This is a genomic window from Microbulbifer mixtoriginis (SeqCode), assembly GCF_052467235.1.
Genome location: NZ_CP174305.1, coordinates 1,891,070 through 1,913,278, shown reverse-complemented (window position 1 = coordinate 1,913,278; position 22,209 = coordinate 1,891,070). Strand labels below are relative to the sequence as shown.

18 protein-coding genes are annotated in these 22,209 nt (G+C 46.5%); 11 read left to right on the top strand and 7 right to left on the bottom strand.

Annotated elements, in window-relative coordinates; translation table 11 throughout:
• The first annotated feature begins 155 nt into the window (after positions 1–155).
• The 4 genes from ACJJIO_RS08340 to ACJJIO_RS08325 all read left to right on the top strand — a co-directional run bounded on the left by ACJJIO_RS08340 (position 156) and on the right by ACJJIO_RS08325 (position 4,700).
• Positions 156–497 carry a hypothetical protein gene (locus tag ACJJIO_RS08340; RefSeq protein ID WP_444910715.1) on the top strand — a complete coding sequence of 114 codons (342 nt, stop codon included), beginning with the start codon at positions 156–158 and terminating at the stop codon, positions 495–497.
• 65 nt (positions 498–562) lie between these two features.
• A complete protein-coding gene (locus ACJJIO_RS08335; RefSeq protein WP_444888952.1) occupies positions 563–1,498 on the top strand; it encodes an alpha/beta fold hydrolase in 936 nt (311 codons plus the stop codon).
• 507 nt (positions 1,499–2,005) lie between these two features.
• Positions 2,006–2,329 (top strand): hypothetical protein, encoded by a 324-nt coding sequence (locus ACJJIO_RS08330; RefSeq protein ID WP_444910714.1) that lies wholly within the window; start codon positions 2,006–2,008, stop codon positions 2,327–2,329.
• A 553-nt stretch (positions 2,330–2,882) separates the two neighbouring features.
• Positions 2,883–4,700, top strand: coding sequence for a VCBS domain-containing protein (locus ACJJIO_RS08325; protein ID WP_444910713.1), 1,818 nt, complete (start codon positions 2,883–2,885; stop codon positions 4,698–4,700).
• Between the two features lie 315 nt (positions 4,701–5,015).
• Here the strand turns inward: ACJJIO_RS08325 and ACJJIO_RS08320 are convergent, their stop codons facing one another.
• Positions 5,016–5,792 (bottom strand): DUF2884 family protein, encoded by a 777-nt coding sequence (locus tag ACJJIO_RS08320; protein ID WP_444903350.1) that lies wholly within the window; start codon positions 5,790–5,792, stop codon positions 5,016–5,018.
• A 196-nt stretch (positions 5,793–5,988) separates the two neighbouring features.
• Here ACJJIO_RS08320 and ACJJIO_RS08315 point away from each other — a divergent pair, with 196 nt between their 5' ends.
• Positions 5,989–8,382 carry a zinc-dependent metalloprotease gene (locus ACJJIO_RS08315; protein WP_444910712.1) on the top strand — a complete coding sequence of 798 codons (2,394 nt, stop codon included), beginning with the start codon at positions 5,989–5,991 and terminating at the stop codon, positions 8,380–8,382.
• Between the two features lie 66 nt (positions 8,383–8,448).
• Here ACJJIO_RS08315 and ACJJIO_RS08310 read toward each other — a convergent pair whose 3' ends face one another.
• Together ACJJIO_RS08310 and ACJJIO_RS08305 are read right to left on the bottom strand one after the other, a co-directional pair.
• The gene (locus ACJJIO_RS08310) at positions 8,449–9,273 is read right to left on the bottom strand and encodes a transglutaminase domain-containing protein (protein ID WP_444883041.1); all 825 of its coding nucleotides are present in this window, start codon (positions 9,271–9,273) and stop codon (positions 8,449–8,451) included.
• A gap of 4 nt (positions 9,274–9,277) precedes the next feature.
• The gene (locus ACJJIO_RS08305; protein ID WP_252083660.1) at positions 9,278–9,508 is read right to left on the bottom strand and encodes a DUF350 domain-containing protein; all 231 of its coding nucleotides are present in this window, start codon (positions 9,506–9,508) and stop codon (positions 9,278–9,280) included.
• Between the two features lie 123 nt (positions 9,509–9,631).
• Here ACJJIO_RS08305 and ACJJIO_RS08300 point away from each other — a divergent pair, with 123 nt between their 5' ends.
• Both ACJJIO_RS08300 and ACJJIO_RS08295 read left to right on the top strand, forming a co-directional pair.
• Positions 9,632–10,171: an SPFH domain-containing protein gene (locus ACJJIO_RS08300; RefSeq protein ID WP_444910711.1), complete on the top strand. Its 540-nt coding sequence runs from the start codon at positions 9,632–9,634 to the stop codon at positions 10,169–10,171.
• A gap of 96 nt (positions 10,172–10,267) precedes the next feature.
• On the top strand, positions 10,268–10,519 hold the full coding sequence (locus ACJJIO_RS08295; RefSeq protein WP_444910710.1) for a hypothetical protein: 252 nt from the start codon (positions 10,268–10,270) through the stop codon (positions 10,517–10,519).
• A gap of 272 nt (positions 10,520–10,791) precedes the next feature.
• Here the strand turns inward: ACJJIO_RS08295 and ACJJIO_RS08290 are convergent, their stop codons facing one another.
• From ACJJIO_RS08290 to ACJJIO_RS08280, 3 genes are all read right to left on the bottom strand, one after another.
• Positions 10,792–12,294 (bottom strand): S8 family serine peptidase, encoded by a 1,503-nt coding sequence (locus ACJJIO_RS08290; protein ID WP_444910709.1) that lies wholly within the window; start codon positions 12,292–12,294, stop codon positions 10,792–10,794.
• Positions 12,295–12,614: 320 nt separating this feature from the next.
• Positions 12,615–15,434 (bottom strand): M16 family metallopeptidase, encoded by a 2,820-nt coding sequence (locus tag ACJJIO_RS08285; protein WP_444910708.1) that lies wholly within the window; start codon positions 15,432–15,434, stop codon positions 12,615–12,617.
• A 332-nt stretch (positions 15,435–15,766) separates the two neighbouring features.
• Positions 15,767–16,165 (bottom strand): globin, encoded by a 399-nt coding sequence (locus ACJJIO_RS08280; RefSeq protein WP_252083656.1) that lies wholly within the window; start codon positions 16,163–16,165, stop codon positions 15,767–15,769.
• Between the two features lie 464 nt (positions 16,166–16,629).
• Here ACJJIO_RS08280 and ACJJIO_RS08275 point away from each other — a divergent pair, with 464 nt between their 5' ends.
• From ACJJIO_RS08275 to ACJJIO_RS08265, 3 genes are all read left to right on the top strand, one after another.
• Positions 16,630–17,793: a phosphoglycerate kinase gene (locus tag ACJJIO_RS08275; protein WP_444889171.1), complete on the top strand. Its 1,164-nt coding sequence runs from the start codon at positions 16,630–16,632 to the stop codon at positions 17,791–17,793.
• 88 nt (positions 17,794–17,881) lie between these two features.
• Positions 17,882–18,946 (top strand): class II fructose-bisphosphate aldolase, encoded by a 1,065-nt coding sequence (gene fba / locus ACJJIO_RS08270; protein WP_252083654.1) that lies wholly within the window; start codon positions 17,882–17,884, stop codon positions 18,944–18,946.
• A 119-nt stretch (positions 18,947–19,065) separates the two neighbouring features.
• Entirely contained in the window at positions 19,066–20,046 is a 981-nt protein-coding gene (locus ACJJIO_RS08265) for an alpha/beta hydrolase (RefSeq protein ID WP_444887433.1), read from the top strand.
• 693 nt (positions 20,047–20,739) lie between these two features.
• Here the strand turns inward: ACJJIO_RS08265 and ACJJIO_RS08260 are convergent.
• The gene (locus ACJJIO_RS08260) at positions 20,740–21,201 is read right to left on the bottom strand and encodes a DUF6326 family protein (protein WP_444910707.1); all 462 of its coding nucleotides are present in this window, start codon (positions 21,199–21,201) and stop codon (positions 20,740–20,742) included.
• A gap of 545 nt (positions 21,202–21,746) precedes the next feature.
• On the opposite strand from ACJJIO_RS08260, the gene ACJJIO_RS08255 reads away from it, so the two are divergent.
• Positions 21,747–22,127, top strand: a complete 381-nt coding sequence (locus ACJJIO_RS08255; protein ID WP_252083651.1) for a VOC family protein — start codon at positions 21,747–21,749, stop codon at positions 22,125–22,127.
• Positions 22,128–22,209: the final 82 nt, after the last annotated feature.

Here is a 22,209-nt window from a genome sequence, read left to right as displayed (position 1 = left end):
GGGCGTTGCCACTCTGTGCGGTGGCAATACTGACTAAGCGTTGTGCTCGTTTTCCCTAGAGGATTCAGAACTCCACTGCTGAATGCAGTCTATCCTTCTGGTTGGCCCATGAATTTTAAAGTGGGCTGAACTGAGAACATTGGCGCATGGAGCAGATGAGCGATTACCCAAGAGCACTGGAAATCACCTTCGATTCGGTGCGCAATGTTGGCTTGGCTGCAGCCTTGCTGGGGGCCGCAGCGGTGATTATTCAGGCTCCCTCTCTTGCATTTAATCTCAATTGGTTGGCCTATACCGAAGCGGCACTGCTGGCTGGCTTATCTGCAGTATTGCAGTTATTAAATCTTGGCGCCTGGTTTCTGTCTATGCGTCGCCTGGGCTATAACCGGTTTTGGCTTACCCTGGCCGGTGGCCTATTTATGATTTTATTGATGCACCTTTATGTGGCTGTTGCTTCGACCAGTCTTAAAGGACTGACTTTCACTTCGATGAATTGATGCTTTATCAGATCACACCGTTTTTATAGACAAGCAGCACGGGCCAGGGAGACCCTGTCGTGAGTATGACATTCTGGATTGTTTTAATACTTTTACTGATTTTTGTCTGGTTACTGGGGATCGCTTTTTTTAGCCCAAATCTGAACCGTAATGAATTGTCCAATTTTTCCTACAACCAGTTGGCTTTTGCCGATGGTTTCTCGGTGAATTATCGGGAAGTTGGCAGGGAGGGGCGTCCGTTGCTGTTGTGCTTTCACGGTGGTGGTGATTCCTTAGGGGGTTGGGGGGAGTGGGCAAAAGTTTTGGCTAGGGATTACCACCTGATATTGGTGGATCTCCCTGGCCATGGGCTCACAGATCCCTTGCCGGGGGGCACCTATACCCCCAAACACCTGGCGGATTTTATTGGGCGCTTCATTGAGGCAATGGGCTTAGAAAAGTTTGTGTTGGTTGGCCATTCCTTTGGAGGCAACGCAGTATTGCGGTACCTGATTGAACATCCCGATGCTGCAGAGGCTGCCATCTTGATTGCACCGGGTGGTTACCAATGTGGCAAGGGGTTGGAAATGCCTCCGGCTATGGCACGATTTGTACTTAGTCACTGGGGGCGACGCTTTGTCTCTCATCTGGGTAGCCGTGGGTTGCTTAGAAGAATGTTAAAAGCACGGTTTTTCTACAACCCAGCGGCGCTGCCTGAAAAAATGGTGGAACGTATCTACCTCCTCTCCCGTTATAAAAAAAACCGGGGAACAGTTCTTAATTTGGTGGCTAATGCCACTGTAAATTTTCAACCACTTAACGGTCTTGAAAATATCAAGACTCCCACTCTGTTTATTTGGGGTGCGGATGACCACATTATTCCCTTGGAGGTGGGTCGCTATTTTTCAGGTAAAATATCTGGCAGTCAATTGATAGCTTATGAAAATATTGGGCATATGGTTCATGTTGAAAATGCAAAAACCAGTGCCGATGATGCAATTAAATTTATCAAAGGATTGTAGTGATTTTTGCTAAAGTGAAAAACAACTAAAAGTTTAGTGGGTGCCTACCTGGAATTTATGTTTATTTTAATGGTAGATTAAATATTCATATGGATTGTTTACCTGCTGAAGTTCAGTTTTTGATAAGAATAAATAAAAAGTTAAAGGTGAAATATATTTGTGCTAGCTGCTGGCAATGTTGGAATTGGCGAAAGTTCTTCAGTTAATCCTATTAATTTTCCCCCATCGCAATATGGCCCAAGACTTGGATTGGCTCAGTAAAGTATTGGTGCTATGAAAGCTATGGATATGTTTAGGATAGTGAATTTTGTCATGCGGAGACACGTGGTTATTAGGCACCGCTTTGTCATGGGGGAATCCGCTATGCGGGCCGTACTGTGGCGGAAGGCGATAATATTGTTGTTTCTAGTAATCCTACCTATAACAATGGCGCACATGTTGTGGTGTGTAATTATTTTTCCTTGGTAGATAAAAGACACCGTATCCCATTAGTTAATGGTTTAAGCTGTGAAGATTTTAGAATCTGCCAGAATTATGCTGTTTGCTCTTGCGTTGACAATATGTGTACAGGGGGAAAGCCAAAGATTGGAATGTTTCAGAAAAAATAATTTTGTAGATCATTATGGCGATGGTTTGGATGGAGGTGTTGTACCTTGGATTGTTTATAACCCTTGGCGATCATCACTACAAGTGACTGAATTTAAATATAGTTTAGCTGACAACAAGGTAATTTACCCTGGATTTAATATATCAAGAATGGTGGTGTGCATCACTATAAGATATTTCGTGATGAGGATTTCCTGGCAGAACTCGCCATCTAAGTTACAATGATTTAGAAGCGAAATAATATAAACTGTCGCTATAGAATAATTGCTGTAGACCATGCTGGATAAGAGAGGCCTTCTGGTTGTCTGGATATGCTCCCTGAATAAATTGAGAAAGTACTTGCCTTAGGTTAAGTAAGTTAAAGGTAAATAAGTGCCAATTTTTTATGAGGTCTAAGCTTTCTTTATAATGTGAGTATGTATCATTTTTGTTTTCTTTTTGAAAGTGAAAGCTCTTTGAAACTTATATGATATCTGTTTGCCAAATGAGTTTATAAATTGAAGGGTTTAATTAAAAGCTAAAAGTTTTCTATCTATTTATATTTGGTTTTTTTAAAAGTGTGCATTTGATGAGTAAGATGTGTGGGTGGGATCTCTATTAAGTAGCGTTCTTTTTTCTCGTTCATGTTATTTATCTTTTTCTATTGTTCGTTAATTGGAAACAAAGTTAAGCCAATATTGAAACAATAATATCTAATAGATTTCACAGAATAGAGGGCCATCATTAATATAATCCGCCGGGATTTATACCAAGCACAACTATATTCACCGAGACTGATATGAGTGAGCTATTTAAGCTGATCACAGCTATTTCTTTATCCGCATTTCTGGTTGCCTGTGGAGGGGGCGGAGGCAGCTCTAATAGTGAGAAAGTTAATAATCCTGGGGTTATTGATAATAATGGCGGTGGGACCTCTGATCCTGATCCTGATCCTGATCCCGATCCCGATCCCGACCCTAGTCCCGATACTATTAGTGGCGGTGAAGGTAGCGTTAGCGAGGATAATGAGACTTCTACCTCTGGCAAGTTGATTGATAGCGTTGATGCCGAGCAAACTTTTGGAAAGCTTAATGAATGGGGAAAATACGGTCTGCTTGATGTTTCTCTTGATGGTACCTGGAGCTATACCCTGGATGCGGGCCTGGCTGACCCCTTAAGCGCTGATGAATTGGCAATTGATGAATTTATGGTTGGTGTTGGAATAGGTGATGACATCACATTAATTACTATTCAGGTGACAGGTGCGGATGATGCTTACACTTTTAGCCCCGAATCCCCTCTTGCTACTTTACTCGTGGGGAGCAGTGAAGAAGCCAAGGGTACTCTGAAAATCATAGATGTCGACAGCAATACCCCAGGATTTGTTGAGAGTAGCATTGCTGGGAATTATGGTGATTTTAGTATTACCGACGTCGGTGACTGGGAATATACCTTGAATGACACAGCGCAGAGTCTCAGTTCAGGGGGTGCGGTCACAGATACCGTCACTTTCACATTAACTGATGGTGCTGAAAAATCTGTTAATTTTTCTGTTGTTACTGTTGACCCTAATGGCAATGGATCCTTTGAGCTCTCATTGGAGCAAAAGCGCGTAATGCTGGATACCCACAATGAGTATCGCCAAAGGTGTGCTATGGGAGAAGCTGGAGAGGGTAACGGCCCAGAGAGTTCCGGTAATATGCAGACACTTTTCTGGGATGAGGCTTTGGCCAAGATGGCGAAGGAGAGAGCTTCTGCGTGTTATTTTGGACACTTTAATGAAGCGGAGGGAATTAGGCAATCTTTCGATAAAGTTAAAGATGAAGTCTCTTTTGTGTTGCCAGCAGGTAATATTGAAATTGGAGAGAATGTTTCAATCAATATTTTCAATCCGCCGGCATCGCAATATAGCGCTGAAACATGGGCTGGTTCAGTTGAATCCTGGTACGCTGAAAGTAATTCTTATGATTGGGATATGAAATTTTGTCATGATGAAACATGCGGACATTGGGCCCAGGTATGCCATGGAGAAACCCGCTATGTAGGCTGTGCTGTAGCGGAATGCGATAGTATTGTTGGTTCTAATAATCCTGCCTACAACGATGGCGCACATGTACTGGTCTGTAATTACTTTCCTTCGTTGAATAAAGGTGACATTCCCTTCACTGATGGATATGGATTTAAAACTTGCAGGACGTGTCTTAATTATGACCTTCCTTTCTGTGTAGACAATATGTGTACCGGAGGAATAGCCAAAAACTGGAATGCTTCTGAGAAGAAAAATAAGAATATTGATCAATGTACCGATGGCTTAGGTAGGGATATAGTACCCTGTACTTATGGTAACCATCCTCCGCCCGCTCAAGTTACGGGGTTCAAATATACGGTCTCTGATTGGCAGGTAAATTTGTCCTGGAATGAAACCATCAAGAATGGTGGTGTGCATCATTATAAGATCTTTCGTGGAGAGGAACTTATAGATAAAACACGTCAATTATCCTATAGGGATTCTGATGTGGAGCAGGATGCTACTTATCGATATAAAATCATTGCGGTAGACCATGCTGGTCAGGAAGGCTTGCCTACTTATTTGGATGTAAGTACTAATTCAAATTAGTGAAGAGTAAAAGTTAATATGATTTGAGGGCGGGGGAAGCCAATATATGGTGGAGTTCAAGCTCTCAATTCATAATTGCTTAAAAATTTTACTGGCCGAATATTACTTTTATATTTTTACTGTTGAGTGTTGACTGGTTATTGCATAAAAAATAATTTTAATGGGATATTCAAGTTGGATTTACCTACAGAATATTTTCAAGTGCTTTATCATTAGATGATGGCCAGCTTTACCTCCTAAAGCAAATCGAGGGAGTTTTCCTTAGATAAAAAAGGCCGCATAGCGGCCAGGTTTGGGGGGATAAAAGAGGTAGAATTATTTTATTTTAACCAAGTCGTAATCACCCAATGCGGGCACTGTCAGGTGAATTTTTGATTCCAGTCGGTCGATGGATTGCAGGGAAGCACATAGCTGCTCCGCAGTGTGTTCAATTTGCTCAGCGCGTTGTTCCAGTAGTTCTTCCGCTTCCTCGGTAACACGCTCCTCAATACTCTGACCGCCAGTGAAGGCTGCTTTGAGTGCGTGCCAGGCAATAGTTCCTGCGGCATCCTTGGCCAAGCGTTCGATGCGGGGCTCAAATTCTTCAGAAATCGTCTCGTCGATAAAGTTACCAATCTCAGTATCGCCGAGATAGTAGATTTCTCCCTCGCGATTGAGACGATCTTCGGTGCGCTGGATTAAATCTGCAGAGAACTGCTTAAGCTCTTGATTTTCTGGATGATCTGGCCCGGCCAGGGCGCTAATAGCAATAGATAAGCCATCCATAGCGATATCTACGGCCTCTAAAGTGACTAGCAAGGTATCACGGCCGGCTGCATGCAGTTTTTGGCGATATTCCTGTAACAGCTCTTGTTGTTGATCATCCAGGGTGATCATGTCTCCATTTACTATTAGCTGTGCAGGTGAGTGAAAAGACACCAATTGCTGCTTATCGCTATCCTCGTGTATTTCGAAAAAATCGGACCCCACTTTTACGGTGTAATCCAGGGTGGACTCACAGTTGTCAGTATCGATATGAATGGACTCAAGTGCCATAACTTGGCTGGCTCCACCCAGGCTGATTAGGGCTGATATCGCAAGTGGCTTCCACATATTTATATCTCTGTATTGTACCTTTCCCATTGAGACGAGGTAGGGGCTGTGAATAGATGCAGAGAATAGGAAAAAATTGCAGGTTATTTTTTATACAGATCGGGACTTCTCTAAGTGCTACCCTAGGCCGCGGTTCAATGCGGTGATGGTGCTGCAGGGTATTGGCTCTAAATAATTAAGAATTGGGGGATGGCAAATGTCATTCAGCAGGCAGTTGATGGCTCTGTGCTTAGTGTTGTTAAGCACAGTGGCTCGGTCTGGAGATATCGCCGAGTACACGGCGGATATGCGCAAGTACAGTGGTTATCACGATTTCTATTGGGATGAAAACAGCGGTCGGGTGCTGTTGCAGATTAATGAGTTTGAGCGTGAACTGCTGCTTCTCACCGGTCTGGCCCAGGGGCTTGGATCCAACCCTGTGGGTCTGGACCGCAATCAGATAGGCGAGAGCCGTTTGGTTAAGTTCCAACGTGTGGGTAACAGGGTGCTAATGCACCAAGTGAACGCCAACTATCGCGCTGAATCAGAAAACCTGGCAGAACGCCGCGCGGTGGAGGAGGCTTTTGCCTCTTCTGTGCTCTGGGGTTTTGAAACCTTGGCACAGGAGGGTGGCGTTGCCCTGGTGGACTTTACGCCTTTCCTGCTCAGCGATCAGCACGGTATTAGTGCTCGCTTGAAACAGGCGGAGCAAGGCAATTACTCTGTGGATAAGTCCAAGTCCGCAATCTACTTGCCCCGCACCAAAAATTTCCCCAAGAACAGTGAGTTTGAGGCTCAACTGACTTTTTCTGGTAGCAAGCCAGGTAAGTATTTGCGTGAAGTGGTGCCAACTCCCACCCTGGTTTCGCTGCGTCAGCATATCTCCCTAATAGAGCTTCCTGATAAACAGTACCAGCCGCGGGTATTTCACAGCCGCAGCGGTTATTTCCCCTTCACTTTCCGTGATTACGCTACGGCAATTGACCAGCCTCTGGATCAGCGCCTTATCTACCGGCACCGCCTGGAGAAAAAACCGGGTAGTGATGAAGTGGTTGAGCCTATTGTTTATTACGTAGACTCCGGTGTGCCGGAGCCTGTACGCAGCGCGTTGGTAGAGGGAGCCAGTTGGTGGAACCAGGCTTTTACTGCAGCCGGTTATAAGGACGCCTTCCGCGTGGAAATCTTGCCGGAAGGTGTAGATCCGCTGGATGTGCGTTACAACGTAATCAATTGGGTACACCGCTCCACCCGTGGTTGGTCCTATGGGTATTCTGTTTTTGACCCCCGTACCGGCGAGATTCTCAAGGGTAATGTAACTCTGGGCTCCCTGCGTGTACGCCAGGACTTTCTAATCGCCCAGGGGCTTTTGCAGCCCTATTCCGATATATCTGCTAATACTCAGGCCTTGCAGGCGATGGCGTTAGCTCGAATTCGTCAGCTGTCTGCTCACGAAGTGGGGCATACCCTGGGTCTTGCGCATAATTTTGCCGCGAGTGCCGTAGAGCGCGCTTCCGTGATGGATTATCCGGCGCCGCTGATTGCCCTGTTGGACACCGAGCTGGATTTCTCCGAGGCATATGCCACTGGTATTGGCGATTGGGATAAGTTAGCAATTCGTTATGGCTACGGAAACAGTGGGGAGGAACAGTCCTATCTGGATAACATCATCGAAGAAGCGGAGAAGCAAAAGCTACGCTTTATTTCTGACCCCGATTCCCGCGCGATAAACAATGCTCATGCAGCCTCCCATTTATGGGATAACGGCAGGGATCCCCTGGAAGAGTTCAGCCGTTTAACCGAGCTGCGCCGCCATGCTCTGGATAATTTCTCCCGCGCGGCAAATCCCAAATCCGCACCTCGCTCTGACCTGGAGGAGACCCTGGTGCCAGTTTACTACGGGCATCGTTATCAGGCCGAAGCCGTGGGCAAGTTGATTGGTGGGCTGGATTACGATTACTTATATAACGGCGCTGAGCAGAATAGCTACACGCTAGTACCGGCTGAGCGCCAACAGCAAGCCATTGATGCGCTAGTTGAAACTCTGTCGCCAGAATTTTTGGCATTGTCAGAACAGGTTCTTCAGCTAATTCCCCCCAAATCCTATGGTTATGAACGCACCAGGGAGAGTTTCCCCTCTCACACCGGTGTTGCCTTCGACGCAGTGGCTTTGGCCGAAGCAGCAGCGGGTCACACCCTGTCGATCCTGATGGACCCACAGCGGGCGGCACGTATGGATCAGCAGAATGCACGTAGTAGTGAAATTCCCGCATTCGATAGCCTATTAGAGAGGCTTACCACGGGAGCTCTAAATAATGAACACTATTCCGGTTTACACGCGTCAATTCACCAGCGTATCAACCATGTATACATCCAGAAGCTGATGCTGCTTGCTAGTGATCGCACTGCCGCTGAATCGATACGAGCCAAGGCACAATTACAGCTGGCCAAATTCCAATTGGCACTTGGGCAGAAAAAATTATTTGGTGAAGGTTCGCAGGGATACAATGCCCATTATTATTTCCAAGCCAAACGCATTGAATCTTTCATGCGCGGTGAACTTGAAGTAAAAGCCGGGGATATTAAAGCGATGCCACCGGGTTCACCAATCTGAGTCTTGTCGCGTTTGAGATTAAGCCTGAGATCACCCGGAATAATTGCCGGGTGATCCCAGGCAAGATCAGCTGCGAATGAACTGAGATTTTTTTATCCAGTGACTGCCGCGATACTTTCTCGTAGAGGCGGAATTGCGTTTTGCCCAGAAGAAATGGCGGTTAAACTGGAACTCTACTTCATAACCTTCTGCCAGGGCTGCCAATGGCATCGCTTGCCAGCTGGTCTGACGCCGTTTGCTGGTGGCTTCCAGTAGGTACTCCTGGCCATCCAATATGGCAACTACCCAGGCGTGTCCCTGGCCTTTGTGTGTCCCTAGTGCTACTCGCGCGTCCACGCCCAGCTCAATCAGCCAGTCGGCCAGTAAGATGGCATGATCTTCGCAGTCGCCGCGCTTTTGATAATAAGCCTGACGGGATGTCTGCCAGATATCGGAAAGTCCGGCATACTGCAGATGGTCGTACTGATACTCTTTTTGCATCGCCAAAGTATATAGCGGTACCCAAAGCTCGCGGGTTTGGAAAGGCTTGAAGCCCACCAGGTAGCTATTGGCAAAATGGTGCTGTTTATCCAGCCCTCTTGCAGTAGCTGTGACTGCCTCCAGCCCTTGCCAATTCCAGATGGAAACCTGTGCGCTCTCTTCAAGAGAACGCTTGGCCACTACCTGTTGGATTGTTTCTTCCGATAGTGGATAGCTGGTACCCACTACTCTTACCACCCCATTTTGGCGATCTATGGTGTCAGCGTTAGTAGAACCATAGGCCCTACTTGCTGAATTGAGGGGCTGCTCCGACGAAGGTTTTAATTCAGGCTCTTGAATTGTATTGCGTAGAATTTCTGGCAGTGTTAACAGCACAGAGAAAATAAGCAAGGGGACAATCCATTTATACACGTTTTTACCCTTTCAATCCGAAAGAAATAATGATGGCAACAAAAATCAGAATTGTGGACGCAAAGATAGAAACTGCGATATTGCCATTTTTCAATTCACCTTCGATGTCTACTGTACGTAGCAGTTTTTTGTCGATTGTTATTAAGGCGATTATTCCAATAAAAAGAGCCAAAACTGTGTAGATTAGGTTGATGCCGAGATTAAATAGTGTTGCGGTTATAAATTCTAATTGCATATTTTTTATTTCGATAAATCAGATTTAAATTTTTATCGATTGTAACATCTTTCACTTAATTTCTCTGTCTTGTTGTATGTGAGTAAATGCAATATCTTGTTTTTTTATTGATTGGTGTTGAAAATGCGTTTTGTTTCAGTTGCGGGCCTGGCGGCTTCCCTTTTTATGTTGTCCGCTTGTGGTGAGCGGGTAGAAGTGCCGCCTGCACATGTTGGCAAGGTGTTAACGGAGAGTGGCTACAAGCCCGAAGTGGTACCGCCTTCCAAGTTTCGCTTGGATATGTGTATGTTTTATTGTGACAAGTTGGTCACAATGACAATTGCAGACTTTGGTCATTTGGAAAAATTTAAAGTCTTTATGCCCAAAGATCAGCTTAATATGAGCTTTGATGTACGTATGACCGGTGCCATCAGTAGAGAGGCTATCGATAGTGTTTTCGATCGTATTCCGCCTGACAATGACAATATTTCGGTAAATCGCGTTTATGGTACTTATGCACAGCCGGTAATTAGAGATGTGGTACGCCGTGTTGTAGCCAAGTACTCCATCAATGAGATTGCTTCAAGCCGAGAGTCTCTGAGCCACGAGCTGTTTAATGAGGTATCCAAAGCCCTAAAAGGCACACCCATAGAGATTAAGCGTTTGGGACTGGCGGATATATAATTTCCTAAGGTCATCACTCAGGCTAAAGAGCGTGCGGCCGAGCGCCGTGAACTCATAGAGCAGGAAAAAGCTCAATTTCAGATTCAGAAGATACAGATGGAGCGCGATTTGGAGAGGGAAAAAATGAATCGTGCCATTGCCCGTGAAAAAGCGATTGGACAGAAAGAGGTCAATGATCTGCTTGCCAAATCGGTGACGGATAAATATCTGGCTTATAGAACCTTGGAAGTCCTAGATAAAATGGCTGAGTCAAACAACAAGGTATTTTTGCCTGTAGAGGCATTGGGGACCATCGGCATGCAACACGCGGTCCTTAATGATCAAGTAAAGCAGGTGGCTGGTAAATAGTGTTTGCAGATAAAGGCTGGAAGCAACTTCTGGCCTTTTATAACCTGGCGAGCAGATTTTTGTTGGGGAAATTGGATACTTATAAAATATTAAACATTATGTAAGTATTTAGAGCTTCTATTTCTGGAAAGCTATAGCTCAGAGCACTCTTGGCTGTTCCCACAATAACAGGCCATATTATTTCAGCTGCTGACTGCTAATTCTAATCAGAGGATAAATCCTTCCCAAAGGGGGAGTAATAAGCTCCCCCATCTGAGAAGGTTCGATCAGAATTACATGGAGCCGGTGCAACCATTGGCCGCCAGGTAATCAAATGCGGCTTTGGCTTGAACCAAGCCATAACCATAGGCATTGTCACGGCCTGCATCACCCAGATCCTCTGCGGTAGCATGCAGGGCTGTGCGAATTTCGCTGTTGCTACAGTTCGGGTAGTGGCTCCAAACCAGAGCAGCTACACCAGCAACATGTGGGGTCGCCATGGAGGTGCCATTAAAGTAGGCGTAATCCTGTACTTCGGTCTCTATCGTGGCACTGGCACCCAGCTGGGTTAATAAAGCGCTGCCATCCGCATCGGAAATACCCACGGAAGGAATATGAGTCTCCACGCCACCATGGGTACCGTAAAGCATTCCGGGTACGTTGTTATAGATGATCGCTCCAACACCACCACCGGCTTCACAGTTCAGAACTTTATCAGCAAAGCTGATATTGCCACGTTGAATTAAACAGATTTTACCTGCTGCGCTTACGCAGGCAGACTCAGCGGTACCACAATCTTCCAAGGCTCCGGTAATCGTCCCAATGGGAGTACCAGTCATAGCTGCGGCTTCGACTTCAGCCCCTGCTACTTCTAGGGTGGCTGCCTGGCCGCTGCCAGTGGGGATGGAGGATAATACCTGCACGCCAGGCCCAGCGAGTTCAACCTGATTGGTTTGCTGGGAGAAACCTGCGATGTTTTTGTTGCTGTCGATCGCTGCTACAGATACAACGGAGTTGTAAGAGGCAGGGTAGTTATGACGGGTATTGCCATCATTACCAGCGGCGGCGATTGAGAGAATGCCGCGTTTATTGAGATTATCGAAACCGCGTCTCTCAAAGAAGCTGGCTCTGTCACCACCGAGGCTCATATTAATTACATTTGCACCATTCGCTGCACAATCTTCTGCAGCGGCAATCAGGGATGAAGAGTAAGCCCAGCCATCAGCACCAAATACTTTGACGATGTGCAGATTGATATTGCTGTTAGGCATTACCCCCACAACGCCAGCGTTATTATTCATGGCGGCAATAGTGCCGGCTACATGGGTACCATGGCCATTTTGATCTTCATACCAGTTGCCAGTGCCCTCTGGATCGTTGCTACCGGTAACGGCATTGCCTGACAGGTCTTCGTGGGCCAGGTCGTAACCGGAATCAATGATACATACGGTGCGGTTGCCAGCTTGTAAATCGCTGAGCTGGTCTGCCTGTACCATAGGGATACCGTAAGGTACTTCCTGAGACAATGGATAGCGTTTCAGATCCTCTTCAATAAAGGCGACATTGGGGTTCCTGCGTAGTGCCATTAATGCTTTTGACGGCAGGTGTGCGGCCATAGCGTTATGGTTGCGGACGTCAAGCGCTTTACGGCCGCCGTTTTGCTGAACCAGAGACCTGACGGACTCCCCCTTGCCTTCTTTGAATGTAACGATATAGCGCTTGTCTTCGGCAGTGGCAGATGCCGCTAGGCTTAATGCCAGGGCGCCGCTGGCAAATATCGAAAGGGCCTTTTTCATGAGTTACTCCTTAACAGATATTATTTTATTTTTGGGAAAAGGAAATCCTTACGGGAAGCAAATCCCGCCTTTCCCCGTCATGAAAAATAACAACCTTTTAGTTTTTGAGGAATCAAAAACGTGCTTTTTATTTAAAAAAATATATTTTTAATAGCTGGTTAAAAATTGGCGTTTTTTTCATTGAAAGGTTTTCACTTGAAAACGTTTCTTTACGGCGGGTATAAAAATAAAAAATAATACTTAAGTATTTAAATTTAGTTTTAAAGGTGTGTGAATTAGAAGCCAGGCACACTTTTGTGTGCCTGGTCAGTATTAGGGGGCTAGTTCAGGGTTGTTTTTTCTATCGGATTGCCATTGGTGTCGATTTCAATAATCTGACCAATGTTAAGTTCAAGAATACCGTTTTCTATTTTGCTTTTATCACCAACAATCACCCAGATAAACTGATCTGGCTTAATAGTGTCCTGGGCCAATTTGTGTATTACCTGAAGGTTTACATTGCGGATTTTTTCTGCATAGCTATCCATATAATCCAGAGGGCGGTCATAAGTGATTATGCTCGAAACTGCACTGGAAACAGCTTTAATGGTTTCAAAGCTGCCTGGTAACTCATTGACACTTTTATTTTTTACTTTTTGCAACTCCTCTTCCTGAGCTGGTTTGTTGCTGATATAACTGCGCAACTCAGTCTGCAGTTCTAGCAGGGATTCTCTGGTTTTATCTGTTTGTACCGGTGCATAGATCATTAATGGCTGCTGGCCTTTCGCTCCCGTTAAAAAGGAATAAGCCCCATAAGCCCAATGCTTATCTTCGCGCAGGTTCATATTTAGGCGAGCGGTGAATGTGCCGCCAAAAATATCATTCATCATATGCATCGCATCGCGCTCAGCAATCTTTTCGGAGGGCGCCAGCAAGCCGCCAATAATAATACTTTGTTCTGCGTCAGGCTTGTTAATTAGATAGACACTGGCTTTTTGAGGATGTGCTACTCGTGTAAGGTTTTTCTGGGGCCGGGGACTTTCTGGTGCGCTCCAATCGGCAAAATGCTGTTCCAATTTCTGTGTTAATACCTCGAGGGTGATATCACCAACGGCAACTAGGGTGGCATTGTCTGGGCGCAGCCAAGTTTTATGGTAGTCCACCAAGTCATCACGATTTAATGACTCTATAGAAGTCTCTGTACCGGAACCGGTAAATGGTACGCCGTAGGCATGGCCCTCTCCATAAAGTAATGGCGGTAAGCTGCGTAACGCCATTTGTACTGGACGAGTTTTTTCTTGTTGAATAGCAGCGATCCAGCGCGACCGTTTACGTTCAATTTCCTCTTCTGAGAAAGCCGGGTGCATAACAATGTCGGCAAATAGAGCTAGGGAGTCATCTAAGTTGGTTTTCAAGGCATTGAGGCGCACGGTAGAAGTGTCGATGTCGGCTCCTGCGCCAATATGAGCACCCAGTATTTCCTCTCTCGCACTGATCTGCAGTGCATCCAGTTTGCTGGTGCCCTCTTTCAGCATGGACATCGCATAGCTGGATGTGCCCAATTTGTTGCCTTGATCTGCGGCATATCCGGCATCAAACTGCAGGCGTAGATCCACGACAGGTACAGAGTTTCGTTCAGCCAGGACTACTTTAAGTCCGTTAGAAAGCTCGGCTGTTTGTAACTTGGGGAAGGGTACACTGGGGAAATTGCCCGTCTCAGGTAGTTTGCTGCGGTCAGCCCCGCTTTTGGTTGCTTTGTATTCGGGGAAGGGCAGAACCTCAAGATTGTAATCACCACTGGACAGCCATTTCTGTGCAGCTTCACGAACCTTTTGTGGGGTGATTTTTTGTTTCTCACTCAGTGCATCCAGATAGGCATTGGGGCTGTTTTTATAGAGCTCGCCACGGGCAAGGAGTACCCCTTTACCGCTCCAGCCTCCGACTTGCTCGAGGCTGCGCACCATTGAGGCGTATTCGCTCATATTTACCCTGGCCAGCTCCTCCTCGGTTGGTCCTTCGGCAAGGAATTTCTCCAGCTCTTCCTCAATGGCGGCCTCCACCTTAGCAGGCGCTACACCGGGCTTGACGTCTGCGGTAATAGGGAAGATGGAGGAGAGTTCGAATTCATGCAGGCCCACGCTGATATTGGTGGCGATTTGGTCCTTGTAAACCAGACGCTTATACAGGCGTGAATTCTTGCCGTCACCGAGCACTGCTGCGGCTAGAGCAATAGCATTGGCGTCTTCGTGGGTGAGGTTGGGGGTATTCCAGACTTTATACAGGCGGGGCTGGGCTACGCGGTCGAACATTTGCTCGCGGCTGGATTGATCCCGTTTTGCAATCCAGGCCTTTTTCTTTATTAGGGGAGGGCCGGCGGGGATATCGCCAAAGTAGTGGCTCACTTTAGCCTTGGCCGTTTCCACGTCGATATCGCCAGCTAGGACCAATACGGTATTAGCTGCACCATAGTATTGTTTGAACCATTCATGCACATCCTCAAGGGTTGCGGCATTGAGGTCTTCCATCGAGCCAATGGTGGTCCAGGAGTAGGGATGATTGGCGGGAAAGATCGCTTTTTGCATACGCTCCCAAACTTTGCCGTAGGGTTGGTTTTGCCCTTGGCGCTTTTCATTCTGTACCACCCCGCGTTGCTCATCGAGCTTTTCCTGGGTAATCACTCCCAGTAAGTGGCCCATTCGATCGGATTCCATCCAAAGGGCCATGTCCAGTGCGTTGGTCGGTACAGTTTCAAAGTAATTGGTACGGTCTAGCCAGGTAGTGCCGTTCATTCCTGTGGCACCGGCCTGCTCAAAAGGTTTGAAATACTCGTCGTTGTAATTTTCTGAGCCGCTGAACATCAAGTGCTCAAATAAATGGGCAAAGCCTGTGCGCCCAGGTTTTTCATCCTTGGAACCAACGTGATACCAGACTCCCACGGAAACAATGGGAGCTTTGCGATCTTCATGAACGATAACGCGCAGGCCATTCGGCAGGGTAAATTTCTCGAAATTGATGGAAAGCGGAGCTGTGGCACTTGCTGTGGAGGTTAATGCTGAGCTGAGAGAGTTTTGTTCGTGATTATTATTTTCTGGTGCTTTTCCGCAGGCAGATATAGCCAGAATCAGTGTCAGGGGTACACTGTACTTTCGTACAATTTTCATAGTATTTCCTTGTCGAATAATCCTAATAATCGGTATTGGGGGCGCTTTTGAGTGGCAGGCAATTAACGCTGAGTCTCTTATGAGTTTCTTATTATAAAATTTTTTCTGAAAACAGATTGGCTAATTGTTTGCTGCTTTCTCCATGAATACGACACTAGTTCATGGAGGAGTTACCTGTGCAATACGATCTAAAGAGTTAGTGGGTCTGCTGTAGACCTATATTGATGCACGATGAATTGAGCTTTATTACTGAGTTCTTATAGCGGGCGAGGGAGCACCTGGCAAATACGCTGCTTTACGTGTAGGTGGCTCCCAATAAAAAGCCTAATGACTTAGTAGGCTTGGCGAATGATATCGATTCCTGGTGTGATGGCACGGTTCCATGCCGCTTCGATCTCAGGGGAGAACGCACTGTCATGTTGGCGTAGGGTGGCTATCAGGGCATCCAGCCACAGGCGGTACCATTCTGGGCGAATATTATAGCCAGTGCGGTCGTGGCTTTTACCCAGGGCGCGCAGTTTGGTGTCAGACATACCACGGGAGTAAAGCACTAATTGCATAATGCCGTTACGCAACAAATGCCGCTGGGCCTTCATATCTGTATTGGCAAACAGATTGCGAATATCCGCGGAGCTGCCCATAAAGCGATCGTAAAAGTCCTTAAAGAATTCCTCATTGTTGCAGCAGCGTCCGTAACTTTGAAAGACTATATCGCTGTCGGATTGTTCCATAGGTAAGAAATCTCCATATGTGCCCCGCCGCTACCGTGGTATACGCCGGGTCTTGTGTAGTAGTGCTTATTCGATGGGGTCGGCGATTCTAGCGGCGTGGCTTTTCAGCGAAAAGAACTTTTGCATCAATGGGTTACAGAGCAGAGAGGCAAGAGAACACGAGTCGTAAGGATGAGGCTGGATCTCTCAAGCCATAGGTTCTAGTTGAGTCTTTCGTGCAGCTTCTCTGCCAAATACCTAGCTCGCGTATGGAGTTAGGAGTTTATATGAGCGCGGCTATAAGTTTGGCATTAGGTGTCTACAGGTGCTTCTGCCAAACAGGCTTAGAGTGAATTTCGATCTTTTCTGGCTCTGACATTAAAACTGCCATGTTTTTCCTTGTTTAACTGTCGGCAGTGGTGCGGCGCAGTTGATATACTCCGCGCCCACATTTTCAGTTAATCGAAGTAGAAGAGGATTGGCGAATGGCGGTCAAATTGATGACAGATCTGGAGCTTGCGGGTAAGCGCCTACTAATTCGCGAGGACTTGAATGTACCGGTGAAAGATGGTCGGGTAACTTCTGACGCCCGTATTCGCGCGGCGCTTCCCACTATCCAGGCCGCCATTGATGCTGGTGCCAAAGTACTGCTGATGTCCCACTTGGGCCGTCCTACAGAGGGGGAGTATGCGGATGAATTCTCCCTGGCTCCGGTAGCTGCGCATTTAAGTGAACTACTCGGTCGCGAAGTGGCCCTGATCAAAGAGTGGCGCGATGGCGTCGAGCTGGCTGAGGGCGATGTGGCGTTGCTGGAGAACGTGCGTTTCAATGCCGGCGAGAAAAAAGACAGCGAAGAGCTGGCTAAAGCTTACGCGTCACTCTGCGATATTTTTGTAATGGATGCCTTTGGCACTGCGCACCGCGCTCAGGCTTCCACACACGGTGTGGCCAAGTTTGCTCCAGTCGCTTGCGCCGGTCCATTACTAGCAGCCGAACTCGATGCTCTGGAGAAGGCACTGGCTGAGCCAGCCCGTCCATTGGTTGCGATTGTGGGTGGTTCTAAAGTGTCTACCAAGCTCACCGTATTGGAGAGTCTGGCGGATAAAGTAGACCAGCTGATTGTGGGTGGTGGTATCGCCAATACTTTCCTCGCCGCTAGCGGCAAGCCGGTGGGCAAGTCTCTCTGTGAGCACGACTTGGTGGATACCGCCAAAAGTTTGATGCAGAAGTGCGATATTCCTGTGCCCGTTGATGTTGTGACCGGTAAGGAATTCAGCGAAGCAGCTGTAGCGGAAACCAAGGCCGCCGATGCTGTGGCTGAAGACGATATGATTTTTGATATTGGTCCACAATCTTCTGCAATGCTGGCGGAGATTCTTAAGGGCGCGAAAACCATTATCTGGAATGGCCCTGTAGGCGTATTCGAATTCGATCAGTTTGGCGCTGGCACTGAACATCTGTCTAAGGCCATTGCCGATAGTGATGCCTTTTCTATTGCCGGCGGCGGCGACACCCTTGCGGCTGTGGATAAATATGGTATTGCCGATAAGGTATCTTATATTTCCACGGGCGGTGGTGCCTTCTTGGAATATGTTGAAGGCAAGAAGCTGCCCGCGGTAGCCATCCTGGAGTCCCGCGGCGAAGACTGAGTACCCAATAATGCCCTCCTCTTAAATGTGGAAGGCAATAAAAGCAAAAAATTACAAATACGACGAGTAGACGAGAAAGGAATTTAATATGGCTCTTATCAGCCTACGCCAATTGCTGGACCACGCTGCCGAGCATGGTTACGGCGTACCGGCCTTCAACGTAAACAATTTGGAACAGATGCGCGCGATTATGGAGGCGGCCAAGGAAACCGACTCTCCAGTAATCGTGCAGGCCTCCGCCGGTGCGCGTAAATACGCCGGTGCGCCCTTCCTGCGTCATCTGATCCTGGCCGCCATTGAGGAATTCCCGGAAATTCCAGTGGTAATGCACCAGGACCACGGCACCAGTCCGGCAGTGTGCCAGCGTTCTATCCAACTGGGTTTCAGCTCCGTGATGATGGACGGCTCCCTGCGTGAGGACGGCAAAACCCCGGCTTCCTACGAATACAACGTTGATGTTACTCAGCGCGCAGTAGATATGGCGCACGCCTGTGGTGTTTCTGTTGAGGGTGAACTGGGTTGCCTGGGTTCCCTGGAAACCGGTATGGCCGGTGAAGAGGACGGTGTTGGTGCTGAGGGCAAGCTATCCCATGATCAGCTGCTGACCGACCCGGAAGAGGCTGCGGACTTTGTACAAAAAACTAAGGTGGATGCCCTGGCAATCGCCTGTGGTACCAGCCACGGTGCCTATAAATTTACCCGCCCGCCTACTGGTGACATCCTTGCTATTGATCGTATCAAGGAAATCCACGCGCGTATCCCAGGCACCCACTTGGTGATGCACGGTTCTTCCTCTGTGCCTCAGGAGTGGCTGGCGGTAATCAATGAGTTCGGTGGTGAAATCCCCGAAACTTACGGTGTGCCGGTAGAGCAGATTTGCGAAGGCATCAAGCACGGTGTGCGTAAGGTCAATATTGATACTGACCTGCGTCTCGCCTCCACCGGCGCCACCCGTCGTTTCCTGGCCGAGAACCCGTCAGAATTTGATCCACGCAAATTCTACAAGGCTGCTATGCAAGCTATGAAGGAAATTTGTGTTGCGCGTTACGAAGCCTTCGGTACCGCCGGTCAGGCCAGCAAGATTCGTCCGCTCAGCCTCGATGCCATGAGTGAGCGTTATGCCGCTGGCGACTTGGAACCGCAAATCAAGTAAGCGCTTACTTATTTTGCAGTGAAGAAAGGCGGACATTGTGTCCGCCTTTTTCATATTTAAGTCATTATTCACTCAGCCTGTCTCTTCCCACCCAGTGAAAATGCAGTACCATTGGTTCAATGGAAACCTTGCAAGACATCAACACCTACGAAAGTAGCCCGGTAATTCAGCGCCCGGACTACTCGGCTTTGCGGCAAAAGCTGCCGCAGCTGGACTTTGCCAATGATACGGCACCGTTGCTGACTGAGATGCAAGATTACCGAAATTTTTACGACTTACATTTTCCTCTCTCCTATAAAACCGGTGTCGGCACTTTTACTGCGGCGGGCTTTGAGCTGGTGTCCCAATATTGGCTGGTTGAAAAACCACGCGGTACCTTGTTTATCTGCCATGGTTATTTCGATCATACCGGTATTTATGGACCAGCGATTCGTTTTGGCCTCGAGCGCAATCTCAATGTGGTGATTTTCGATTTTCCTGGTCACGGACTCTCCAGCGGCGAGCGGGTGGCTATTCAGACTTTCCTGCAATACCGCCAGGTATTTGATCGTCTTTTATCGGTTGCCGAAGGGAAACTACCCAAGCCTTGGCACGCCCTGGGGCAAAGTACTGGTGGTGCTGCCTTATTAGCGCACTTGCAATACAGTCGTAGACAGCCACTAGATAAGGTTTTTCTGTTGGCTCCTCTGGTGCGCCCGGCCAATTGGCTTCTGGTGAAATGGAAGTACTATCTTGGACGCTTGTTTATTAGTGAACCCAGTCGAGAGTTCACGATTAATACCCACGATGCCGAATTCTCCCGGCGCCAGGCCCTGCGCGACCCCCTGCAATCCAGGGTAATTTCCATGTGTTGGCTCGGCGCCATGGTGGATTGGATCAAGACTTTCCCCAAAAGCGCACGCAATCCACGCAAGATCTTGGTGGTACAGGGCACCGGTGATGGCACGGTGGATTGGCGCTATGATATGCGCGCAATTCGCGATCGTTTTCCGCATTGCCACCGAGTATTAATTCGCGGTGCCCGCCACCAAATGATCAATGAAACCCAGCCCTATAGGCATCAGATACTGGCTGCTATGGATGACTGGTTAAATAGATAGGCTAAAAGGCCTCTCATTCCCCAATTTTATCTATGCTAATTTTCCTCTGATCTTCTCATATTATTAATTTGAGAGGCTTTATTGGGCTCGGTAATTCTATTGATTGAGCCTTTCATCACATGTTTCATGTTTTTCAAAGTGAGAGGGAGATTCTTACCAAAGGATTTCTCCGCTAATTAGGGAGGTGAACAAGGGTAAGAAAATGATTGAGGGGGAAAGAGTCGAGAGAGGCGAATTTCTTTCTCAAGTAATATGTACTTTATTTCAGCTCTTAAGGAAAAATCATAAGTATTTACAATTCTGTGCGGTGTCGGCAGTCTACTGACACTATTCCATGGCTGAAAAATTATGATGGATTGTTGTTGGGATCTTGTGGCTTAAACAGAAAGGCCCGTTGTAGATGTATTTTAATTCTGAAAAAAATTGAATGAGTTGTTAATTTTTAGAAAGTAATTTTTTTGGAGTTGCGCTAAAAAATTTAGTAAGGCCTATAATATCTGAAGTGAAATATAAGGTTGAAGAAATACCCTATTTTTGAGAAAAGCAACTATATTGGTGATAGTTAAAGTGCTTGTTGATGGCGATTGTATGAAGGTTCTGCCTACTTGACCTGGATCGATGTGTCCAGGTCAAGCATGTTGAAATCAAGGTATGAAAAGTTTGAGGTGGAATTATATTTTCTATCTTGCGTTCTTATTGATTATTCTGCTTATTATAATGTTCTTCTTTAGGCCACTGCCAAGCCAGCCAAATAATTACTAACTTAAGAGTGATTTCAATAAAGCCTAGATAAAAATAGAAGTACCATGATGACATGAGCATTGTGGCACCCAAGAATATAATAAATATTGTGGCAACAATTATATTAAGCCATTGGCAAATCTTCGGCTTTAGCATTAAGGTTAGTGCAACCATAATGCATGGTATTGATACTATTATCGCCACTGAAAGCAGTGAACCTTGAGTAACTGCACCGAATGGGCCAAATCCCTCTATAATTCTCTCAATTTTTCCTATCTTGAACAGTCCAAAGAAATCTCCATAAATATAACAAAATAATACTGATGCCCACAAAGCAGATATTTTAATTTTCACATTTACATAAGGTTCAGATAAACTGACTGTGGTTTTTCGTGTTTCTTTTTTGTTACTCATGATGTCCTCTAGACTTTATGTACGACTGCTTCTTTACTTGAGTTGGTTTCAATTCTTGGCATACTTTATTTGAGTCATTTTGTTTTCCTAAAAAACGTTATTTGAGTCCTATACATAGAGCATTATCATGCAATAAGGATATTATTAGATGGTGCCATTAACATTGTGTTTTCAGATTAGCCCACATATTCTTCGTCTTCGCTTGCCCTATATGATTTCATGTTGCCTATAACAGCTGATATCGACTTTTCCCCTCTAGCATTTAATCTAAACTTCATCTTCTGATAGTTGATTAATATTTATCCTCTATGCCTCCTTTTGTTCGAGAGTTTATGTTTAGGCTATTAGTGTTGCTATCTGGAGATTGACGGAATGCTGAATGAGAGCGTTGAATGGCAGTATGCAGCGATAAAGTGTTGACCAATTTTTAGTCGGGGTAGATGATAGTCATACTGGAGAAGACGTGGAGTAAGAGGAACTCAGTTATTACTACCTAGATAACCTTACAGGTTGTCTTGTCATTTACTATTGAATAGGAGGGTGTAATGTTTAGTCATATCATGGTTGGTGCTAATGATGTTCAGCGGTCTAAAGCATTTTATGATGCTGTTTTAGGTGCTCTGGGGTATGAGCCAGGTGTTATTGATGAAAAAGGTCGCTGCTTTTACTTCACTAAAACCGGTGTCTTTGCTATTTCCAAGCCTATTGATGGGGAAGTAGCTTCTCATGCCAATGGCGGTACTATAGGTTTTAGTGCAAAGAGTACTGAAGAAGCTGATGCTTGGCATCAAGCAGGTCTTGCTAATGGCGGGGTTGCTTGTGAAGATCCTCCTGGAATACGTGAGGGTGTAGCTGGCAAATTGTATATTGCCTATTTGCGTGATCCTGCAGGAAATAAAATTTGTGCCTTACATCGGGTGGGGTAAAGTTTCTGATTTGATAGAATCGCCAGCCTTAAGTGTGCTGGCGATTCTTGGTGCGCTAACGAGACAGGCTAATGTGAGTAGC

Bases quoted from the DNA above. Each gene is read 5' to 3' on its own strand.
- ACJJIO_RS08295 (WP_444910710.1), top strand. From the start codon at position 10,268: ATGGAGCGCGATTTGGAGAGGGAAAAAATGAATCGTGCCATTGCCCGT.
- ACJJIO_RS08325 (WP_444910713.1), top strand. From the start codon at position 2,883: ATGAGTGAGCTATTTAAGCTGATCACAGCTATTTCTTTATCCGCATTT.
- ACJJIO_RS08290 (WP_444910709.1), bottom strand. From the start codon at position 12,294: ATGAAAAAGGCCCTTTCGATATTTGCCAGCGGCGCCCTGGCATTAAGC.
- ACJJIO_RS08255 (WP_252083651.1), top strand. From the start codon at position 21,747: ATGTTTAGTCATATCATGGTTGGTGCTAATGATGTTCAGCGGTCTAAA.
- ACJJIO_RS08340 (WP_444910715.1), top strand. From the start codon at position 156: ATGAGCGATTACCCAAGAGCACTGGAAATCACCTTCGATTCGGTGCGC.
- ACJJIO_RS08280 (WP_252083656.1), bottom strand. From the start codon at position 16,165: ATGGAACAATCCGACAGCGATATAGTCTTTCAAAGTTACGGACGCTGC.
- ACJJIO_RS08265 (WP_444887433.1), top strand. From the start codon at position 19,066: ATGGAAACCTTGCAAGACATCAACACCTACGAAAGTAGCCCGGTAATT.
- ACJJIO_RS08315 (WP_444910712.1), top strand. From the start codon at position 5,989: ATGTCATTCAGCAGGCAGTTGATGGCTCTGTGCTTAGTGTTGTTAAGC.
- fba (WP_252083654.1), top strand. From the start codon at position 17,882: ATGGCTCTTATCAGCCTACGCCAATTGCTGGACCACGCTGCCGAGCAT.
- ACJJIO_RS08260 (WP_444910707.1), bottom strand. From the start codon at position 21,201: ATGAGTAACAAAAAAGAAACACGAAAAACCACAGTCAGTTTATCTGAA.
- ACJJIO_RS08275 (WP_444889171.1), top strand. From the start codon at position 16,630: ATGGCGGTCAAATTGATGACAGATCTGGAGCTTGCGGGTAAGCGCCTA.
- ACJJIO_RS08335 (WP_444888952.1), top strand. From the start codon at position 563: ATGACATTCTGGATTGTTTTAATACTTTTACTGATTTTTGTCTGGTTA.
- ACJJIO_RS08300 (WP_444910711.1), top strand. From the start codon at position 9,632: ATGCGTTTTGTTTCAGTTGCGGGCCTGGCGGCTTCCCTTTTTATGTTG.
- ACJJIO_RS08305 (WP_252083660.1), bottom strand. From the start codon at position 9,508: ATGCAATTAGAATTTATAACCGCAACACTATTTAATCTCGGCATCAAC.
- ACJJIO_RS08320 (WP_444903350.1), bottom strand. From the start codon at position 5,792: ATGTGGAAGCCACTTGCGATATCAGCCCTAATCAGCCTGGGTGGAGCC.
- ACJJIO_RS08285 (WP_444910708.1), bottom strand. From the start codon at position 15,434: ATGAAAATTGTACGAAAGTACAGTGTACCCCTGACACTGATTCTGGCT.